This is a genomic window from Gordonia sp. NPDC127522 (assembly GCF_042672305.1).
Lineage (GTDB): Bacteria > Actinomycetota > Actinomycetes > Mycobacteriales > Mycobacteriaceae > Gordonia > Gordonia hongkongensis.
Genome location: NZ_JBHXVK010000003.1, coordinates 470,264 through 490,007, shown reverse-complemented (window position 1 = coordinate 490,007; position 19,744 = coordinate 470,264). Strand labels below are relative to the sequence as shown.

Annotated in this window: 19 protein-coding genes; 9 read left to right on the top strand and 10 right to left on the bottom strand. The window is 66.4% G+C overall.

What is annotated here, in order from left to right:
* Positions 1-35: 35 nt before the first annotated feature.
* The 4 genes from ACFVHY_RS09800 to ACFVHY_RS09785 all read left to right on the top strand — a co-directional run bounded on the left by ACFVHY_RS09800 (position 36) and on the right by ACFVHY_RS09785 (position 5,233).
* Positions 36-848 carry an SDR family oxidoreductase gene (locus ACFVHY_RS09800; protein WP_390271332.1) on the top strand — a complete coding sequence of 271 codons (813 nt, stop codon included), beginning with the start codon at positions 36-38 and terminating at the stop codon, positions 846-848.
* Positions 849-906: 58 nt separating this feature from the next.
* Entirely contained in the window at positions 907-2,016 is a 1,110-nt protein-coding gene (locus ACFVHY_RS09795) for a lycopene cyclase family protein (protein WP_390271330.1), read from the top strand.
* A gap of 387 nt (positions 2,017-2,403) precedes the next feature.
* Positions 2,404-2,997, top strand: coding sequence for a hypothetical protein (locus ACFVHY_RS09790; RefSeq protein WP_390271327.1), 594 nt, complete (start codon positions 2,404-2,406; stop codon positions 2,995-2,997).
* Positions 2,984-5,233: a hypothetical protein gene (locus ACFVHY_RS09785; RefSeq protein ID WP_390271324.1), complete on the top strand. Its 2,250-nt coding sequence runs from the start codon at positions 2,984-2,986 to the stop codon at positions 5,231-5,233. Before ACFVHY_RS09790 ends, ACFVHY_RS09785 begins: the two co-directional genes overlap by 14 nt.
* A gap of 151 nt (positions 5,234-5,384) precedes the next feature.
* On the opposite strand, the gene ACFVHY_RS09780 is transcribed toward ACFVHY_RS09785, so the two are convergent.
* The 8 genes from ACFVHY_RS09780 to ACFVHY_RS09745 form a co-directional block, all read right to left on the bottom strand.
* Positions 5,385-5,777 carry a DUF1992 domain-containing protein gene (locus ACFVHY_RS09780; protein ID WP_390271321.1) on the bottom strand — a complete coding sequence of 131 codons (393 nt, stop codon included), beginning with the start codon at positions 5,775-5,777 and terminating at the stop codon, positions 5,385-5,387.
* A gap of 101 nt (positions 5,778-5,878) precedes the next feature.
* Entirely contained in the window at positions 5,879-6,283 is a 405-nt protein-coding gene (locus ACFVHY_RS09775) for a metal-sulfur cluster assembly factor (RefSeq protein WP_082652858.1), read from the bottom strand.
* The gene (gene sufU / locus ACFVHY_RS09770; protein ID WP_058250382.1) at positions 6,280-6,747 is read right to left on the bottom strand and encodes a Fe-S cluster assembly sulfur transfer protein SufU; all 468 of its coding nucleotides are present in this window, start codon (positions 6,745-6,747) and stop codon (positions 6,280-6,282) included. Before sufU ends, ACFVHY_RS09775 begins: the two co-directional genes overlap by 4 nt.
* Before the next feature lie 3 nt (positions 6,748-6,750).
* Positions 6,751-8,028, bottom strand: a complete 1,278-nt coding sequence (locus ACFVHY_RS09765) for a cysteine desulfurase (RefSeq protein ID WP_390271317.1) — start codon at positions 8,026-8,028, stop codon at positions 6,751-6,753.
* 45 nt (positions 8,029-8,073) lie between these two features.
* A complete protein-coding gene (gene sufC, locus ACFVHY_RS09760) occupies positions 8,074-8,847 on the bottom strand; it encodes a Fe-S cluster assembly ATPase SufC (protein WP_058250381.1) in 774 nt (257 codons plus the stop codon).
* A gap of 56 nt (positions 8,848-8,903) precedes the next feature.
* Positions 8,904-10,091: a Fe-S cluster assembly protein SufD gene (gene sufD, locus ACFVHY_RS09755; RefSeq protein ID WP_390271314.1), complete on the bottom strand. Its 1,188-nt coding sequence runs from the start codon at positions 10,089-10,091 to the stop codon at positions 8,904-8,906.
* Positions 10,091-11,539: a Fe-S cluster assembly protein SufB gene (gene sufB / locus ACFVHY_RS09750; RefSeq protein ID WP_058250379.1), complete on the bottom strand. Its 1,449-nt coding sequence runs from the start codon at positions 11,537-11,539 to the stop codon at positions 10,091-10,093. The genes sufD and sufB overlap by 1 nt, the downstream gene beginning before the upstream one ends.
* Positions 11,536-12,378, bottom strand: coding sequence for a helix-turn-helix transcriptional regulator (locus tag ACFVHY_RS09745; RefSeq protein WP_390271516.1), 843 nt, complete (start codon positions 12,376-12,378; stop codon positions 11,536-11,538). The genes sufB and ACFVHY_RS09745 overlap by 4 nt, the downstream gene beginning before the upstream one ends.
* Positions 12,379-12,511: 133 nt before the next feature.
* Here ACFVHY_RS09745 and mptB point away from each other — a divergent pair, with 133 nt between their 5' ends.
* The 4 genes from mptB to ACFVHY_RS09725 all read left to right on the top strand — a co-directional run bounded on the left by mptB (position 12,512) and on the right by ACFVHY_RS09725 (position 17,303).
* Positions 12,512-14,332, top strand: coding sequence for a polyprenol phosphomannose-dependent alpha 1,6 mannosyltransferase MptB (mptB, locus tag ACFVHY_RS09740; RefSeq protein ID WP_165630850.1), 1,821 nt, complete (start codon positions 12,512-12,514; stop codon positions 14,330-14,332).
* 108 nt (positions 14,333-14,440) lie between these two features.
* Positions 14,441-15,421 carry an ABC transporter ATP-binding protein gene (locus ACFVHY_RS09735; RefSeq protein ID WP_388030687.1) on the top strand — a complete coding sequence of 327 codons (981 nt, stop codon included), beginning with the start codon at positions 14,441-14,443 and terminating at the stop codon, positions 15,419-15,421.
* Positions 15,418-16,248: an ABC transporter permease gene (locus ACFVHY_RS09730; protein WP_058250375.1), complete on the top strand. Its 831-nt coding sequence runs from the start codon at positions 15,418-15,420 to the stop codon at positions 16,246-16,248. The genes ACFVHY_RS09735 and ACFVHY_RS09730 overlap by 4 nt, the downstream gene beginning before the upstream one ends.
* Complete coding sequence (locus tag ACFVHY_RS09725; protein WP_390271309.1) at positions 16,245-17,303, top strand: heme A synthase; 1,059 nt, start codon at positions 16,245-16,247, stop codon at positions 17,301-17,303. The genes ACFVHY_RS09730 and ACFVHY_RS09725 overlap by 4 nt, the downstream gene beginning before the upstream one ends.
* A gap of 13 nt (positions 17,304-17,316) precedes the next feature.
* On the opposite strand, the gene ACFVHY_RS09720 is transcribed toward ACFVHY_RS09725, so the two are convergent.
* Positions 17,317-17,703 carry a hypothetical protein gene (locus ACFVHY_RS09720; RefSeq protein WP_065632159.1) on the bottom strand — a complete coding sequence of 129 codons (387 nt, stop codon included), beginning with the start codon at positions 17,701-17,703 and terminating at the stop codon, positions 17,317-17,319.
* Positions 17,704-17,735: 32 nt separating this feature from the next.
* Here ACFVHY_RS09720 and ACFVHY_RS09715 point away from each other — a divergent pair, with 32 nt between their 5' ends.
* Positions 17,736-18,710, top strand: coding sequence for a quinone oxidoreductase family protein (locus ACFVHY_RS09715; protein ID WP_390271305.1), 975 nt, complete (start codon positions 17,736-17,738; stop codon positions 18,708-18,710).
* Positions 18,711-18,717: 7 nt separating this feature from the next.
* Here ACFVHY_RS09715 and ACFVHY_RS09710 read toward each other — a convergent pair whose 3' ends face one another.
* Positions 18,718-19,713 carry a heme o synthase gene (locus ACFVHY_RS09710; protein WP_065632157.1) on the bottom strand — a complete coding sequence of 332 codons (996 nt, stop codon included), beginning with the start codon at positions 19,711-19,713 and terminating at the stop codon, positions 18,718-18,720.
* Positions 19,714-19,744 lie beyond the last annotated feature (31 nt).

Genomic DNA, 19,744 nt, shown 5'->3' with positions numbered 1-19,744 from the left:
CGAGTCGACCACCCCTGTCACGGTGGACCGATACGGTGTGGGACGTGACGCACTCCACAACGATTCCGCAGAACTTCCCGCAGTCCTCCGACCTGACCGGCCGGTCCGCGCTCGTCACCGGTGCCAGTCGCGGCATCGGTGAGGCGATCGCGACGGAACTGGCCCGACGCGGTGCCTCGGTCGTCATCACGAGCCGGAAGGCCGAGCCACTCGAGGAGGCGGCCGGCCGGATCCGGACGGCGGTGCCCGGAGCGACGGTCTCGGCGTGTGCGGGCAACACCGGCGACGCCGACGACCGGGCGGCCGCCGTGGCCGCGGCCGTCGCACAGGGCGGCGGAATCCACATCCTGGTCAACAACACCGGGATCGCGCCGCTGGCCGGCCCGCTGATGGGGGCCGACCTCGCCGCGTACCGCAAGACGTTCGACACCAATGTCGTCGCCGCGCTCGGGTTCGTCCAGGAGGCCTACCGGGCGGGCATGAAGGACACCGGCGGGTCGGTCGTCAACATCTCGTCGGTCGCGGGTCTGCGGTCGACGGGCGTGATCGCGGCGTACGGCACGTCGAAGGCGGCCCTGATCCGTCTCACCGCCGAACTCGCCTGGGAACTCGGACCGAACATCCGGGTCAACGCGATCGCCCCCTCGATCGTCCGGACCAAGTTCGCCTCGGTGTTCACCGAGGGCGACAACGAGGCCCGCGCGGCGAACTCGTACCCACTGAAGCGGATCGGGGAACCGGAGGACGTCGCCCGGGCGGTCGCGTTCCTGGCGAGCGACGAGTCGGCGTGGATCACCGGCGAGACCCTGGCCGTCGACGGTGGCATGCTCGCCACCGGCGGTTCGTGACGTCCCAGCCCGACGACGCGTCACCGTCCAGATCGTCGCCCGCGCCGAAGGACAGGATGTGAGTTCCGGAGTCATCGTCGCGGGGGCCGGGCCGGCCGGCCGCGCCCTCGTCCACCGCCTGGCCCGTGCCGGCGTATCGGTCACCCTGGTCGATCCGTCCCCCGACCGGGTCTGGCGGTCCACGTTCGCCTGCTGGTCCGACGAGTTGCCCGAGTGGGTCGAGCAGTCCGCCGTCGCCGCCCGGACCGCGCGCATCGGGATCGCGGGCCGCGAACTCGATGAGGTGGCCCGCGGGTACACCGTCTTCGACACCCCCGGCCTGCAACGGTCACTGACCCTCGACGGGGTTCCGACCCGTTCCGCTCGGGTGGTCGAGATCGACGGCGCGCGTGTGCATCTCGATGACGGTTCGGTCCTGACCGGCGATGCCGTGGTCGACTGTCGCGGTGCGCTCCCCCACGACGCACCGCGCCAGACCGCGTACGGGATCGTCGTCGACGCGGAGGTGGCCGCACCCGTGCTGGACGGGCACGAGGCACTGCTCATGGACTGGCGGGGTGGCGCGACAGACCGCCGGGCGCTGCCGTCCTTTCTGTATGTCGTGCCGCTCGGCGGGGGCGAGTACCTCCTCGAGGAGACCTGCCTCGCCGGGCATCCAGCCCTCGGTCTCGACGAACTCGAACGCCGCCTGGCCGCGCGGCTCGGTGGGATGCCGTCGGGGATCCGGCGGGTCGAGCACGTCGACTTCCCGCTGACCGGTTCGTCACCACACCCCTGGCGCGATCCGGTTTTCCGGTTCGGCGCCGCGGGCGGTTTCAAGAACCCGACGACCGGCTACAGCGTCGCGACATCGTTGATGTGCACCGACGCCGTGGTGGCCGCTCTCGCCGCGGGTCGAGAACCCGCCGCGGATCTGTGGCCGCCGTCCACCCGTGCGGTACACAACCTGCGTCTCCGTGGGCTCAGCGCGCTGCTGGGGCTCAGTCGGTCGCAGACGGTCGCCTTCTTCGAGGCGTTCTTCACGATGCCCCTTGCCGCACAACGCAGTTACCTGAGCAAACGGGACGATCTCACCGGCACGATGAGCGCGATGACCAGGGTCATCGCTGCAGTCGACATGCGTACTCGCGTCGTGGTGGCGCGGGGTGCGATGTCCACCCCGGCGTGAACCGGCGACTCGCCCCTGCTGATCAATTCGGTCGATCAGTTTTCTCGTTGCACGGAGACTCTGATCCCATTAGTTAGACCAGCGCAAAATGCCAAAGTTCACAGTCGCGGTTCCCCAGTCCGCGGTGACCCAATCGCTCACCCGGAACCCCACCTTTCCCACGGTTCGACTCGCCGCAGGGGGCGGTTTCGGGAATTTACTGCCAGACTCGACGGGCCATGGCACGCTTCCAGAACGAACGCAGCATCTGTCACGTACGCCGCTGCTGCGGCCCCGAGTAGCCGAGCCGACGCGCTACAGTGTGCAGCGACAACCACACAGAAGTCGATCGTTTGAGTGGGGATGCTCACACACACCGCGCGAAAGAAAGGTCGGGGGTGATGCCCGGTGACGACCCCCTCGCTGATGTCGCCAGAGCCGCGCACGAGCAGATACCTTAGAAAACCCGGCACTCGTACAATCGAGTATGAAATATTCCTTTCTTCAGGTAGCGACTTAATCGAATACCGCGACCTATTTGAGCAAATGGCTCGCACATTTTCCGAACAAGCCGCAGATGGAGGCGTACGTTATCGCATTCACGTACGTCGATGGGAGTCTGCGATATCTCGGAAAACGGACGGAGATGGAAACCGCGAGTTCCGCCACGACGCCAGGCACGCTCATCTCGTTGTCGTGTTGTTGCATAAAGACCTTAGAAACGGCACGAAAGAAGAACTCGAAGCTGCGGTCTCGGCTTCCGAAACGCAGGTGGCCATATTATGGATTGATGCCCCCGATCGCAGCAAGACCCGGAAAAGAGAAGCGAAGAAACTATACCTTGCGCTCGACGAACTTCGAGACGAAGTTCGGTGGGAGTCAGTAAGTAGCGCAGAGAGACACGCGATCGCGCTCAAAATGGCCGCAATACTCGCGAGGGTCCTTGTTGATATATCGGCACGCCCGGACAGCCCAGAGGAGTCCTACAGTGAATCCCGCTGATTTCGACATCGACCAGCTCATCTACGCCGCCATCCGACTCGACCTTAGAACTCTCTTGCGGTCGAATCATCCCGGATCTATTCATTTTGCGAGAGTATTAGAACTTCACCCATCGCACATCAACTATGGATCGCGATTGTCGAATTCTTTCGGTACGGGAGAGAAAATTCAGGTCGACGATTCAATCCTTTTCCGTTGTGGCGAATCCTTACGGCTCACGCTCACCGGCCAACACGATGAAGGGCGAGCAGCCGCATCCGCCCTTGACAACGGGCTCGAGAGCAACACTGAACGGTTACTCGCAAAGCTAATGCAGGCGTGGCTCACCTCAAATCGCATCACCATGCAAGAGGCCGAACAACTTCGAAGGTCGTACGCCGAGCAGCTTCCTCCAGATATCCGCGCCCGGATCGCATTGCAACTAATGACATGGACTCGAGCGACCGCTGGTTTAAACGACGCCAAGCAATTCTACGACTCAGCACTACGCGACTCTCGAGGTGAACTCAGGAAGGCGATCCAAACGGTCGGCGCCGACTTCGATCGAGACGGCGCAATCTTTTTTGCGCCTTTTAGGTCGCGAACTGTCCGCTACGAGTCGATCCAAGATCGAGTCCTGAGTGGCGCACGTTCGGCCACCAAGAACATAGCCCGCCAGCGAATAGAAGGGCCTTTCGTACGCCATTTCGGGCGCAGCCCTGGAACGCTCCCTGACGATATCACCGCTGCCGAGATACAAGCCGAATGGTGCGGCGCATACTGGGTGTTGAAGTCAGTATGGCGAGCAAAAGCACACATCATCGTAGGCGCCAGTAGCGACCCGGACGAACTCACAGACTCGGTCTGCGACTGGGTTCTCAGTGGCGAGATCAATCTCGGGTCCCTGGTCGACACGGTAGAAAGTCACCTCTCTGCCGAGCGCCTCGACCGCCTACTGCATGACCGGCTTCTTGACGGCGAGCGACTCCAACATCACACATGGATTGAACTATGCAGCTACTTACACAGCCTGCTTCCTCAAAATATCGCGACCAAACTCATCTCGTCGATCCCGATTCAGATAAGCCATACAGACGGCGAATTGAGCGCACAAGCGGATAGATCCGTTCGACTCTTCGCCCGCCTAGTTCTCCATGCCCCTCAGACGTGGCAGGACCGGTTCAGTTCCTTAGATAGGGATTCCCGCCAGACAATTGCGGCCGCCCTCCCCACTTCCGCACTCGAGATTCTTCCGCCCGAACTCTGCCGACAGATAGCTAACCTTGCGCTCGGAATCGCACAGAACGGGTCAGAAATGACTGCGCAAATGGCACTGAACATTGCGTACGTTCTCAACCAGTATCCGGAGCTCGGAATCGATTCCCGGGCGTTCCTCGAACTCATGCCGGAACGGCTTAGTGCGGTTGTAGCCTTAAACTATCCCAGTTTGACGCAGTCCGAACTTATTAAGGAACGCCAAGGCACACTTATTCGGAAACTCACGAAGGAACGGCTTGAGAATTTGAAGGGAAGGTGGACAAGTCACGGCACAAGTCTGGCTCTTGAACTTGCCCAAACAATGCTTGCTCTCAGGAAAGCCAATTCGGAGGCTCTAACAGTGCTCAGAGAGTCGATCGAGTCCCCAGCGACATCGACGGACGAATTGATCGATGCTCTGAAAGCACTTCAGTGGTTGCTAGACGATGGACTTTTGGAGGTCGCGGACAGGGCTTGGCTGTCGACGACTCCATATCGCGATTCTGATATGCCATCAGTGACGATGTGGAGCGGCGGCAACGGAGTAAGAGCCGCAAACGCCCACATCGCCGGTATCAGATTGAGGACCGAGCAAGAGCCTCATGAACCGCTTACGCGCCTGGCCTTTGCTGCACGGGACTCCGAAATAACCGTACGCCTGGCGGCGATCGAAACGCTAGCCGTTGATGGAAGTCTTAGTGAAATTCTCTCTGCAACTACACGCTCCGTGTTCGACTCTATCGCCCTGGGCGCCGTGTTCGACCCTGACAGCCGCGTACAAGCTAGTGGGGTGAGATTGATACCAAGAATTGCCGACATGACGATCCGCGAACTCGCGTTGTCACGGATCATCAGCGAGTGGAGCAAACTACACTCTCGCGTACGTGTCTCGGCAGCAGCCATTGCGACGCAAATAGATAGTTCCGGTCTTCGGCGACAGTTAACTGATCTTGCAAAGGCGGATGTTTCCGTTGTAGTCAGGAGAGTGGTGAGCGGCTAGCACGTTGGCCAGAGGACGACCTCGAACTCTATCGTGCTCAGTTCAAACAAGATGGCCCCCTCCGAACCTGCTACCGCCCGTTTCTTGGTGCGCGCTTTAGCGAAGTCGGTAGGGAATTCATAACTGGGTTCTCGACGATTGCCACAGCTCGCTAGCAACGTGACTGTCGCCAGCGTCGGATCATGTCGTCGACGTCGACGGTGTGCGCGACGACGCTGTGCGGCAACGTCATCTGGCGGGCGGCGAGATGTGCCTCGCGCACACGGCGATTGAAGTCGACGAGGATGTCGCGGACCGCGTCCTCGTCGGCGATGTGGCGCAGCGACTCCGGGAATTCCTGTGCCTCCCGGCGCAACAGCAGCGGCGCGGGGAGCAACGCCGACGAGTCGAGGTTCTCCTCGCGGATCTTGCGTTTGACCCACCAGTCGGGATCGTCGCTGTCGGTCAGATCCAACGGTTTCCCCGCGCCCGGTAGGTTGTCGAACTCGCCGCGTTCGGCGGCCTCGCGGATCATCCGTTCGACACGCGACTCGAAACGCCTCATGAGATCAACTCCCCGCACGAAAGTGCCCTGTCGACGAACAAGCGCCGGACCCGGTCGTCGATCATGACTGGGGCCGGCGCTGTGGTGTGTCCGATCGTCGGTCAGACGGTGAAGCCGAGGGCGCGGAGCTGCTCGCGACCGTCGTCGGTGATCTTGTCGGGGCCCCATGGCGGCAGCCAGACCCAGTTGATCTCCATGTCGGTGCACAGACCGCTGGAGACCAGCGCACCGCGCGACTGGTCCTCGATCACGTCGGTCAGCGGACAGGCCGCCGAGGTGAGGGTCATGTCGATCTTCGCGACCGCGTCGTCGGTCACCTCGATGCCGTAGACCAAGCCGAGGTCGACGACGTTGATCCCCAGTTCGGGGTCGACCACGTCGCGCATCGCCTCCTCGACGTCCTCGATGGCCGGCAGCGACGTCGCGGGCGCGGCGGGTGTCCCCGTCACGCCGGTGTCGGTGGCCGCGGTCGTCGGTGTGTCCGTGGTGGCTGTGTCGTCACTCATGCTGTCTCCGCTCGTGTCTCGTGGCTGTCCATCGTCTGCGCGAGTGCGTCCTTGAAGGCCATCCAGCCCAGGAGCGCGCATTTGACGCGTGCCGGGTATTTGCTCACCCCGGCGAAGGCGATCCCGTCGCCGATGACGTCCTCGTCACCGGCGTCCTTGCCGCGGGAGGTCATCATCGCGTTGAACGACTCGACGGTGGCCAGTGCTTCCCCGACCGGCCGGCCGACGATGAGGTCGTGCAACACCGACGTCGACGCCTGCGAGATCGAGCATCCCTGCCCGTCGTAGGACACGTCGTCGATGCTCGAACCGTCGTCGGAGACCGCCACGCGCAGGGTGACCTCGTCACCACAGGTCGGGTTGACGTGGTGGACCTCGGCACCGAACGGTTCACGGAGTCCGCGCCCGTGCGGGTGTTTGTAGTGGTCCAGGATCACTTCCTGGTACATCTGTTCCATCCGCATGGCTCAGACCGTCCCGAAGAACTTCTGCGCCGTGACGATCGCGGCACCGAGCGCGTCGACCTCGGCGAACGTGTTGTACGCGGCGAACGACGCACGCGCGGTGGCGGCGACGCCGAAGCGCCGGTGCAGCGGCCACGTGCAGTGGTGACCCACCCGGATGGCCACGCCTTCGTCGTCGAGGATCTGCCCGAGATCGTGGGCGTGGATGCCGTCGACGAGGAAGGCCACGGCGCCGCCGCGGTTCTCCGGGGTCGACGGCCCGATGATCCGCACGCCCTCGATGTCGCCGAGTTCCTCCAGCGCCCGCACGGTCAGCGCATGCTCATGCGCGGCGACGGCGTCCATGCCGAGATCGGTCAGGTAACGGACCGCGGCACCGAGTCCGACGACCTGCGAGGTCATCGGCACGCCCGCCTCGAACCGTTGCGGCGGCGGGGCGTAGGTCGACCCCTCCATGGTCACGGTCTCGATCATCGATCCGCCGGTGATGAACGGCGGCAACGCATTCAGCAGATCGGACTTGCCGTAGAGCGCTCCGACGCCACTGGGCCCGAACATCTTGTGTCCGGAGAAGGCGGCGAAGTCGACGTCGAGTGCACGGAAGTCGACCGGCATGTGCGGCACCGACTGGCAGGCGTCGAGCACGACGAGTGCGCCGACCGCGCGTGCGCGCGAGACCAGCTCGGCCACATCAGCGACCGCACCGGTCACATTCGATTGATGGGTGAACGAGACGACCTTCACCGACTCGTCGAGGGTCAGCGAATCCAGGTCGATCCGGCCCTCGTCGGTGACCCCGAACCAGCGGAGCGTCGCGCCCGTGCGGCCGCAGAGCTCCTGCCACGGAACGAGATTGGCGTGATGCTCCAGCTCGGTGATGACGACGGTGTCGCCGGGCCCGAGCGCCGAACCCCCGAGGACGTCCGCGGACCGCGGGTCGCCGAGGGTGTAGGTCACGAGGTTGAGTGCCTCGGTCGCGTTCTTGGTGAACACGAGCTCGTCGGCGGACGCCCCCACGAACGCCGCGATGACCTCCCGGGCGTCCTCATACGCATCGGTCGCCTCTTCGGCGAGCTGATGCGCGCCGCGATGCACCGCCGCGTTGTGGTGCGTGAGGAAGTACCGTTCGGCGTCGAGCACCTGGACCGGACGCTGCGACGTCGCCCCGGAATCCAGATACACCAGCGGCTTTCCGTCGCGCACGGTGCGCGAGAGGATCGGGAAGTCGGCACGCAGCGAATCGACGTCCAGGGCGGTGGAAACCTCTGTCGAGAGTGTCACCTGGTACACCTCCTGTGCTGGTCGGCTCGGATCGGTCGGGCGGTCTCAGCCGGCCTTGGCAGCCGAGGTGAAACGCTCGTAACCCTTCTCCTCGAGCTCATCGGCGAGTTCGGGACCGGCGGATTCGACGACGCGGCCGTTGACGAACACGTGCACGAACTCCGGCTTGATGTAGCGGAGGATGCGCGTGTAGTGCGTGATCAGCAGGATCCCGCCGTTGTCGCGCTCCTTGTAGCGGTTCACGCCCTCGCTGACCACCCGCAGGGCGTCGACGTCGAGTCCCGAGTCGGTCTCGTCGAGGATCGCGATCCGCGGCTTGAGCAGATCGAGCTGGAGGATCTCGTGACGCTTCTTCTCACCGCCGGAGAAACCTTCGTTGACGCTGCGCTCGGAGAACGACGGATCGATGTCGAGCGAGGTCATCGCCTCCTTGGTCTCCTTGACCCAGTGCCGCAGCTTCGGCGCCTCACCGCGTACGGCGGTGGCGGCGGTCCGCAAGAAGTTCGACATCGAGACGCCGGGCACCTCGACGGGGTACTGCATGGCGAGGAACAGTCCGGCGCGGGCGCGCTCGTCGACGCTCATCTCCAGGACGTCCTCACCGTCGAGGGTGATCGACCCCGAGGTCACCTCGTACTTGGGGTGACCGGCGATGGCGTACGACAGCGTCGACTTGCCGGAACCGTTGGGGCCCATGATCGCGTGGGTTTCCCCCGACTTCACGGTCAGGTCGACACCCTTGAGGATGTGGATGGGCTCGGCGTCGGCGTCGGTCTGCGCGACATCGACGTGCAGGTCACGGATTTCCAGTGTGGTCATAGTCTCAGGATTTCTTTCTCCGGGCTGGGAAGTTCGGATGGCGAGGTGATCGGCGGTCAGGCGCCGGCGAGTTCGAGTTCCTGCTCGACCGCGGCCGAGAGACGCTCGCGCAGCTCGGGCACACCGATCTTGGCGATCACCTCGCCGAAGAAGCCGCGGATGACGAGGCGTCGGGCCTGGTCCTCGGGGATGCCGCGGGCCTGCAGGTAGAACAGTTGCTCGTCGTCGAAACGACCGGTGGCGCTGGCGTGTCCGGCACCAACGATCTCGCCGGTCTCGATCTCGAGGTTCGGCACCGAGTCGGCACGCGCGTTGTCGGTGAGCACCAGGTTGCGGTTGAGCTCGAAGGTGTCGGTGCCCTCGGCCTCGGCTCGGATCAGCACGTCGCCGACCCACACGGTGTGGGCCTCACGGCTGCGATCGCCGGAGACGTCGCCCTGCAGCGCGCCCTTGTAGACGACGTTCGAGCGGCAGTGCGGCTGGCTGTGGTCGACGAGGAGTCGCTGCTCGAGATGCTGGCCGGCGTCGGCGAAGTACAGACCCCACATCTCGACGTCGCCACCGGGCGCGTCGTAGTGGACGATCGGCGACAGCCGAACCAGGTTGCCGCCGAAGCTGATCGCGAAGTGGCGGACCACGGAGTCACGGCCGGCACGCACGTGATGCGTCGCGACGTGGACGGCGTCGTCCTCCCAGTCGTGGATGTTCACGACGGTCAGTGCGGCACTGTCGCCGACGACGAATTCGACGTTCTCCGCGAACGTGCCGCTGCCCTTCTGATCGAGGACGACGACGGCGCGCGCGAACGCCTCGAGCCGGATCTGGGTGTGGCCGAAGGCGGTCTCGCCCTCGCCGGGACCGGTGACCGTGACGGTGACCGGCTCGGCGAGCTCTACCTCGCGGCCGACGGTCACCACGGTCGACTGCGTGAACGACGAATACGCCTGCGCGGCAACACGGTCGAACGGCACGCCGCCCTCGCCGAGCCGCTTGTCGTCGCGACCGACGGTCTCGACGGTCACACCCTCGACGGCCCCGGCAACCTCTACGCCGGCCTCGCCGGTCCGCTGCGCGGATCCGTCGTGCAACCCGCGGAGGCGACGGAACGGGGTGAACCGCCACGCCTCCTCGCGGGGACTCGGCACCTCGAAGGCGTCGACGTCGAACGAGGTGAACATCTCGCCCTTGTTGACGACGGGCGCCGCCGAGCCGGGAGTGGTCACGGGCAATGTGGGATCGGCCATCAGCCGACAGCTCCTTCCATCTGGAGCTCGATGAGGCGGTTGAGCTCGAGCGCGTATTCCATTGGGAGTTCCTTGGCGATCGGCTCGACGAAGCCGCGGACCACCATGGCCATCGCCTCGTCCTCGGTCAGACCGCGGCTCATGAGGTAGAAGAGCTGATCGTCGCTGACCTTCGAGACGGTCGCCTCGTGGCCCATCGTCACGTCGTCCTCGCGGATGTCGACGTACGGGTAGGTGTCGCTGCGCGAGATGGTGTCCACCAGCAGCGCATCGCATTTCACCGTCGACCGGCTGCCGTGCGCACCGTTGTTGATCTTGATCAGACCGCGGTACGACGCCCGGCCACCGCCTCGGGCCACCGACTTGGAGACGATGTTGCTCGAGGTGTTCGGCGCGAGGTGGACCATCTTGGAGCCGGTGTCCTGGTGCTGGCCCTCACCCGCGAACGCGACCGAGAGGACCTCGCCCTTGGCGTGCTCGCCGGTCAGCCAGACCGCCGGGTACTTCATGGTGACCTTGGAACCGATGTTGCCGTCGATCCACTCCATGGTCGCGCCGGCCTCGGCCTTCGCGCGCTTGGTCACCAGGTTGTAGACGTTGTTCGACCAGTTCTGGATGGTCGTGTAGCGGCAGCGGCCGCCCTTCTTCACGATGATCTCGACGACCGCGGAGTGCAGCGAGTCAGTCTTGTAGATCGGCGCGGTACAACCCTCGACGTAGTGCACATAGGCACCCTCGTCGACGATGATCAGCGTGCGTTCGAACTGGCCCATGTTCTCGGTGTTGATCCGGAAGTAGGCCTGCAGCGGGATGTCGACGTGGACGCCCGGCGGCACGTAGATGAACGACCCACCCGACCACACCGCGGTGTTGAGCGCCGAGAACTTGTTGTCGCCCGCCGGGATGACGGTCCCGAAGTACTGCTGGAAGATCTCCGGGTGCTCCTTGAGCGCGGTGTCGGTGTCGAGGAAGATCACGCCCTGCTTCTCGAGGTCCTCACGGATCGAGTGGTAGACGACCTCGGACTCGTACTGCGCCGCGACACCGGAGACGAGACGCTGCTTCTCCGCCTCGGGGATGCCGAGCTTGTCGTAGGTGTTCTTGATGTCCTCGGGCAGGTCGTCCCACGTGGCGGCCTGCTTCTCGCTGGAGCGCACGAAGTACTTGATGTTGTCGAAGTCGATGCCCTCGAGCCCCGCACCCCAGCCGGGCATGGGCTTCTTGTCGAAGATCTTCAGGGCCTTGAGGCGCTGCTCGAGCATCCACTCGGGCTCGCTCTTCTTCGCCGAGATGTCGGCGACGACCGCCGGAGACAGTCCGCGCTTGGCGCTCGCGCCCGCGACGTCGGAATCGGCCCAGCCGTAGCCGTACTTGCCGAGGGCGGCGATCGTCTCCTCTTGGGTGAGGGGCGCCGCTGGGGTCGGGGTGGCCGGATCGGTGACAGTCATCGCGTGGCCTTTCGGGTTGTCGGGGCGGTCGGTGTCTGATTCGGGGTGGCGCGGGACGATACGGGCTGCGTATCGGGGTCCGCGACGGCCCCGGGTCGGTCTTCGGTGGTCCCACCCGGCGGTGGGTGGATCGGCACATGGGTGGTGCAGGCGCAGTCACCGTTGGCGATGGTCGCCAGTCGCTGCACGTGCGTGCCGAGGAGTTCGGTGAAGACCGCGGTCTCCGCCTCACACAGCTCCGGGAACTCGGTGGCGACGTGCGCCACCGGGCAATGGTGCTGGCAGATCTGCATGCCGGTCCCGACCCGACGCGTGTTGGTCGAGTACCCCGCGCTGGTGAGCGCGTCGGCGATCTCGTCGACCGTGTCGGCGACGGTCACCGGACCGGTGCTGGGACGGACGCCGGCCACGATGCGTTCGACGCGCTCGCGGGCGAACTCGGCGACCGCGTCGGTGCCGCCGAGATCACGCAGCTTACGCATCGCCGCACCAGCCAGGTCGTCGTACGCGTGGCGCATCTTGCCGCGTCCGGAAGCGGTGAGCTGGAAGTACTTGGCGGGTCGGCCCCGGCCGCGTTGGCCGAACCCCGGCGAGGCGACCTCGATGTCCCCGGCGCCGGTCAGGGCGTCGAGATGGCGACGCACGCCGGCCGCCGAGATGCCGAGGCGCTCGCCGATATCGCCGGCGGTGAGCGGGCCGTCTTCGACGAGCAGGGTGACCACGGCCTCCCGGGTCTGACCGTCATGGTGCGCGTCGACACCGCCGGTCACTCCGGCACCCGTACCAGCGGAGGGCACGGCGCCGGCACTGCCAGAAGGCAGCACAACATCGTTCCGCATGGTTTTCACAACACGAGTGTGACGTAATTACTTCCCTGCTGCCAGCAAGGGTGCCCTTATCGCAGGGGGTCGAGAGGCCACCACGCCCGGCGATTACAGTCGTCGTGTGCCCGAAACCACAGCTCCGCGCCGCGTGCCGGACTACTTCGGACTCGTCTGGACCCGGTTGGTCGCCCTGCTCGACTATCTCGGACTGCGCAAACAGCGCCCTGCCGCTGCCGGCGCCGAACCCGGCGACTACGGCAAGACCGTGGCCCGCCTACACGACGACGAGCGCGAGGTCGGCCCGCTCAACGCCGAGGAGACCCGCCGGCTCCGCCGGATCAAGCTCTTCGGCGCCACCGGCTCGGTACTGATCCTCATCGGCGCCCTCGGGACCGGTGCGGTACCCGTACTGCAGAACCCAGTTGCCGGGATGCGCGTCCTGTCGTTGCCGTCACGCATGTTCGGCACCGCCCTCGCGCTCTCCATCGGCGGCGCGATCACCCTGGTCGTCGCGTGGTTGTTGCTCGGCCGGTTCGCGGTCGGCCGGTTCAGCGTCGAGGTCCGCCACGGCCGGAGCCCGGAGCGCCGCATGAGCCGCCGCCAGGCCGACCGGACCCTCATGCTGTGGATCGCCCCGATCATCGTGGCGCCGCCGCTGCTGAGCAAGGACATCTACTCGTATCTCGCGCAGAGCGCCATCGCCTTCCGGGGCATGGATCCGTACTCGGTCAGTCCGGTCCGCGGACTCGGCGTGGACCACATCCTGACCAGGTCGGTGCCCAACCTCTGGCGCGACACCCCCGCGCCCTACGGACCCTTCTTCCTGTGGATCGGCGAGGGCATCACCAAGGTCACCGGCGACAACATCACCGCCGCGATCTTCCTGCACCGTGTCGTCGCACTGATCGGCGTCGCACTCATCGTCTGGGCACTCCCCCGCCTGGCCCGCCGCTGCGGGGTCTCGTCGGTGGCCGCACTCTGGCTGGGCGCGATGAACCCGCTGGTCATCCTGCATCTCGTCGGGGGCATCCACAACGAGGCCCTCATGCTCGGCCTGATGCTCGTCGGTCTCGAGTTGAGTTTCCGCGCCATCTACGGCGCCGAACGACTCCGCCGACCCGGGACCCTCGTCCCCACCCGAGCGGGCTGGTTGCTCATCGGCGGCGGTGCAGTGCTCGCGGCGTCGGCCATGATCAAGGTCACCTCGATGCTCGCCCTGGGCTTCGTCGGCATCGCGCTGGCCATGCGGTGGGGCGCCACCCTGCCCGTGCTCCGCCACACGCCGATCCGGGAATGGTGGGGTCGCTCCCGGTGGTCGGTGTACATGCTGAGCGCGTCGGCGGCCTTCTACGTGGTGGTCCTGGGCATCGTGATGATGGGGATCTCCCTCGGCACCGGGCTCGGCTTCGGCTGGACGGGCACGTTGTCGACGGGCGAGATCGTCCGCTCGTGGATGTCGATGCCGACCCTGTTGTCGGTGACCACCGGCCGGATCGGCGTCACCCTCGGCCTCGGTGAGCACACGCAGGCGATCCTCGAGGTGGCCCGGCCCATCGGCCAGCTCGTCGCCGCCCTGTTCATCGTCCGGTGGATGCTCGCCACCCTCGGCGGCCGGCTCCACCCACTCGGCGCACTCGGTGTGTCGATGGCCACAGTCGTGCTGTTCTTCCCGTTCGTGCAGGCCTGGTACCTCCTGTGGGCCGTGATCCCGCTGGCCGCGTGGGCCACCGGCGCCTGGTTCCGGATCTCCACCATCGCCGCGTCGGCGATCATCGCCATCGTGGTGATGCCCACGAGTTCCAACACGAGCGGAGTGGTTCTGGCACAAGGACTTCTGGCCGGCGTGATCATGGTTGCGGTTCTCACCGCCCTGTTCTTCGAGGACCGCGCGCCCCGTCGTCGACGCCGCCGCGGGCCCGTGTCGGACGACGACGAGGCCACGGCCGGGTCGGCGTCGGCACGACGATGAGCGCATGCGCCGTGTGCCCGGTCACCGCTTTTCGTCCCTGGGCTCCGAGCGCCTAGTCTGACCAGTGTGCGCAGCACGACCTCTCGGCAGATCAACGACGACGATCGGGTGAACGATCGTCGGCTCCGCGATCCCGGGTCAGCCGCCTCCGCCGGCACCCCGGCCGCCTCTGCGGCGGCCGTCGAGGTCCGCGGTCTGGTCAAGCGCTTCGGTGATCGCACCGCGGTCGATCGGCTCGATCTCACCCTCGAACGCGGCGAGATCCTCGCCCTGCTCGGTCCCAACGGCGCGGGCAAGACCACAACCGTCGAGATCTGCGAGGGCTTCACCGCGCCCGACGCCGGCAGCGTCCGCGTCCTGGGTCTCGATCCCATCGCCGACAACGACGCGCTCCGGCGCCGCATCGGCGTCATGCTGCAAGGCGGTGGCGCCTACCCGGGAGCCCGGGCCGAGGAGATGCTGCGCCTGGTGGCCGCGTATTCGGCCGATCCCATCGATCCCGAGTTCCTGCTCGACGCACTCGGGCTGACCGAGGTGCGTCGTACGTCCTACCGACGTCTGTCCGGTGGCCAGCAGCAGCGCCTAGCCCTCGCCTGCGCGGTCGTCAGCCGCCCCGAACTGGTCTTCCTCGACGAACCGACCGCCGGACTCGATGCCCACGCCCGCCTCGTCGTGTGGGAACTCATCGACCGGCTCCGGGCCGACGGAGCATCCGTCCTGCTCACGACCCATCTGATGGACGAGGCCGAGGAACTCGCCGACCACGTCGCGATCATCGATCACGGCCGCGTCGTCGCCGACGGGACACCCGCCGACCTCACCAGCACCGGCGCCGAGAACGAACTGCGCTTCACCGCACCACGTGGACTCGACCTGTCGATGCTGGTGCTGGCCCTGCCCGAGGACTACCACTGCACGGAGGCCACCCCCGGCTCGTATCTGGTCATCGGTCCGATGACGCCGCAGGTGCTGGCCACGGTGACCGCCTGGTGCGCCAAGATCAACGTCCTCGCGACCGATCTGCGCGTGGAGACCCGCAGCCTCGAAGACGTCTTCCTCGATCTCACCGGACGGACCCTTCGACCGTGACCTCATCCGCACCCACCGGGCTCCCCCGCCCCGCCGACCGTGCTGCCGGAACGTTCCCCGACGGTCTGTTCCGCCCCGCTCCCCGGGCGGCGTCGCTGCCGGCGATGATCGCCGCGCAGAGCGGCCTCGAACTCAAGCTCCTGCTGCGCAACGGCGAGCAGTTGCTCCTCACGATGTTCATCCCGATCACGCTGCTCGTCGGTCTGTGCCTGCTGCCGATCGACACCGGGTTCGGCGACGGCCCCGCCGAGCGGGCGGCGCTGTTCGTCCCGGCGATCCTGACCGTCGCGGTGATGTCGACGGCGTTCACCGGACAGGCGATCGCCGTCGGGTTCGACCGTCGCTACGGCGCGCTGAAACGCCTCGGCGCGACGCCGATACCGCGCTGGGGCATCATCGCCGGCAAGTCGATCGCGGTCCTCGTGGTGGTCGCGCTGCAGTCGGTGATCCTCGGTGGGATCGGCGCCGCGTTCGGCTGGCGACCGAGCCCCGTCGGTCTGCTCATCGGTGCGGTGGTCCTCGCGGTCGGCACCGCGTGCTTCGCGGCTCTCGGGCTGCTGCTCGGCGGCACCTTGAAGGCCGAGGTCGTGCTGGCACTGGCGAACCTGCTGTGGTTCGCGTTCATCGGCCTCGGCAGTCTGGTCGTCGTCGACTCCAACATCCCCGACGCCGTGCACTGGATCGCGCGGTGCATCCCGTCGGGGGCATTGAGCGAGGCGCTCGAGATGGCCTCGGAGGGTTCGTTCGACGCCTTCGGGGTGGGTGTCTTGCTGGTGTGGGCCGCGGTGGCCGGCACCTTGGCGGTGAGGTGGTTCCGATTCCGATGACATCCGATACTTCGAACGCCCCGGCGACGGCCCGGTCGGGCGATCATGCCGCGGCCGCCGGCGACGCGCGCCGGCCGCTGACCGGTCCGTGGCGGTTCGTCCCCGGCTTCGGCCGGCCGACCGCACGATTCGTGCATCGCTGGGCCATCGCCCTGCTCGTCTCGAACGTGGGCATCGTGGCCACCGGCGGCGCCGTGCGCGTGACCGCCTCGGGCCTCGGTTGCCCGACCTGGCCGCGGTGCACCGACGAGTCGTTCGTGCCGCACGGCGAACTGGGCATGCACGGCGCGATCGAGTTCGGCAACCGTCTGCTCACCTTCGTGCTGATCGTCATCGCCATCGCGACCTGGGTCGCCGTCCTGCGGTCAGCCGGAGCGGCGCGCCGGGACAAGTGGCTGGTCACCCTCATCGCGCTCGGCATCCCGTTCCAGGGGGTGATCGGCGGGATCACGGTCCTGACCCAGCTCAACCCGTGGGTCGTCGCGCTGCATTTCTTGCTGTCCATGGCATTGGTCTCCGCATCCACCGTGCTCGTCTACCGGATGCGTCCGTATCCGACGCCGACCGCGCCCGGATCGCCCGACGCCGACGCTCCCTCGACCGCCACGCGCCGACTCGGCATCTACCTCGCCTGGCTGGTCTATCTCGTCACCTGGGGCACGATCTACCTCGGCACGGTCGTGACCGGCTCCGGCCCGCACGCCGGCGATGTGGACGCCCCGCGGAACGGTCTCGACCCCGGCAACGCGACACAGCTGCACGCCGACGCCGTCTTCACCCTCGTCGGGCTCGCGATCGCGGCCCTCGTCTACGCACGGGTCTTCGCGCGGCCGCAACAGCGCTCGGCAGTGGTGTTCATGCTGCTCCTGCTGCTCCAGGGCCTGATCGGGTTCGTGCAGTTCGCCACCGATCTGCCCATCGCCCTCGTCATCGCGCACATGTTCGGCAGTGCGGTCCTGCTCATCGGCGCCACCTGGCAGCTCCTGATCGCGCGGAACCCGATCGTCAAGGATCCGGCGACGAAAAAGGCAGACCCGCTGCGCGAGCCTGCCTGATCGAACTCCGGCCTCAGAGGATGGCGCGGTTGCGCGCACGCGGGAAGCGCTTCTGCCGCGCGACCCAACCCGCCATCTTGCGGTAGTGCGACGTCGACACCGTGGTCTCCGAGGTGAGGTCACGGTCCCATTCGGCGATCTCGAGACCGTCGACGGCGTCGACCACGGCCTGCGCGGTCGCGAGGTCGGGCACGACCCGGTCCCCGAGGATGCCGTTGGCGTCGCCGACGAGCGTGATCCGCACACCGGCGTCCCCGATCGCCTGGAGGACGACCTTCGCGCTGCCACCTTCGCGCTCGACGAACTTGCGTACCGAGGCGACGACCTCGGTGGGTGCCTCGACCTTCTGCTGCGTGCCCGAGTTCTCGCCGTCGGTGGTGTTCGTCATGGGGGTCAGCATACCGGGGCGATTCCGGCGTGTAGAACGGTGTCGTGCGAGCTATCCAGGTGACCCGCCACGGCGGACCCGACGTCCTGACCTTCGGCAGCGTCGACGATCCCATCCCCGCCTCCGACGAGGTGATCGTCCGGACCGCAGCGGTGGGCGTGAACTTCATCGACACCTATCTGCGGCGGGGTCTGTATCCCTCCACACCGCCCTACATCCCCGGCACCGAGGGCGCGGGCATCGTCGTCGCGACCGGCTCGGATGTGACGTCGCTGCAGGAAGGTCAGCGAGTCGCCTGGTGTGCGGCCCCCGGTTCGTATGCGGAACTTGTCGCGGTCCCGGCCTCGAAGGCGGTCCCGGTACCCGACGCGGTCGACGACGCGGTGGCCGGTTCGTCGTTGCTCCGCGGTCTCACCGCGCACTATCTCCTCGACGGGAGTGCTCATCCCCGGGCCGGCGATCCGATCCTGGTGCACGCCGGTGGCGGTGGTGTCGGCCTGATCCTCACCCAGCTCGCCAAGCGCCGCGGACTGACGGTCATCACGACGGTCTCGTCCGATGAGAAGGAGGAACTCTCGCGCGCCGCCGGGGCGGATCACGTCCTGCGCTACGGGGAGGACCTGAGTTCCCGCGTCCGTGACCTCACCGACGGACGCGGCGTGCCGGTGGTCTACGACGGCGTCGGCGCCGACACCTTCGAGCAGTCGCTGGCGTCGGCCGCGGTCCGGGGGATCATCGTGCTCTTCGGGGCGGCGAGCGGGCCGGTTCCGCCGTTCGACCTCCAACGTCTGAACGCGGCGGGGTCGCTGTCGGTGACGCGGCCGACACTGGCGCACTTCACCGACACGGCCGAGGAACTGAACCGCCGGGCCGGTGAGTACTTCGAGGCGATCGTCGACGGCAGTGTCGAGGTGCGCGTCGGCCAGCGTTACCGATTGGCCGATGCGGCTGCCGCACACACCGACCTGGAGGCACGTGTCACCACGGGTTCGACTGTGCTGTTGCCGGCCGGGACGTGAGCCGCGCTCAGAAGTAGGACGAGATGGTCTGCAGTCCGACGACCGCGTCGATCGCGAGTCCGCAGAACACGATGGCGAGATACTCGTTGGACTGCAGGAACACCTTCAGCGGTGCCACCTCGGCGCCGCGCTTGGTGTCGCGGTACAGCTTGGTCACACGCTCCAGGAACCAGCCGCCGGCGGTCAGCGCGATCACGGTGTAGATCCAGCTCGTCGCTGGGATCAGCAGCAGTGAGGTCACCACGGTGAGGACCGTGTAGATCAGCATCTGGCGGGTGACGCGTTCTTCGGTCGCGATCACCGGGAGCATCGGCACACCCGCCGCCTTGTAGTCCTCCTTGTAGCGCATCGCCAGCGCCCAGGTGTGCGGCGGCGTCCAGAAGAAGATGACCGCGAAGAGGACGATCGGCTGCCAGCTCAGCGACCCGGTGACCGCGGCCCATCCCACAAGGGTGGGCATACAGCCCGCGGCGCCGCCCCAGACCACGTTCTGCCAGGTCCGACGCTTGAGGATCAGCGTGTAGACACCGACGTAGAAGAGGATCGTCGCCGAGACGAGCAGCGCCGAGAGGAGGTTGGCGGCGAAGTACAGAACCGCGAAGGACGCCGCCCACAACGCGAGACCGAAGATGAGCGCGCTCCGCGGCGCGACCGCGCGGCGGGCCAGCGGACGCCGGGCCGTGCGCTTCATCTTCTTGTCGATGTCGGCGTCGGCCACCATGTTGAGGGTGTTGGCGCTGCCTGCGCCGAGCCAGCCACCGATCAGGGTGAAGGCGATGACCGCGATGTCGACGTGGCCGCGGTCGGCCTGCAGCATGACCGGGATCGTGGCGACGAGAAGCAACTCGATGACACGCGGCTTGGTCAGCGCGATGTAGGCGAGCACCGTCGCACGCACACGCCCGGCCCACGATTGATCGGCCGGTGCGACCGTTTCGGTCGATACCTGCGGATTCGATGCGGTGTCGGTCGAGTGAGATGCGGCGGAACTGTTCCCGCTCACACGCTCCCCTATCCTCACGAACACTCCTCGT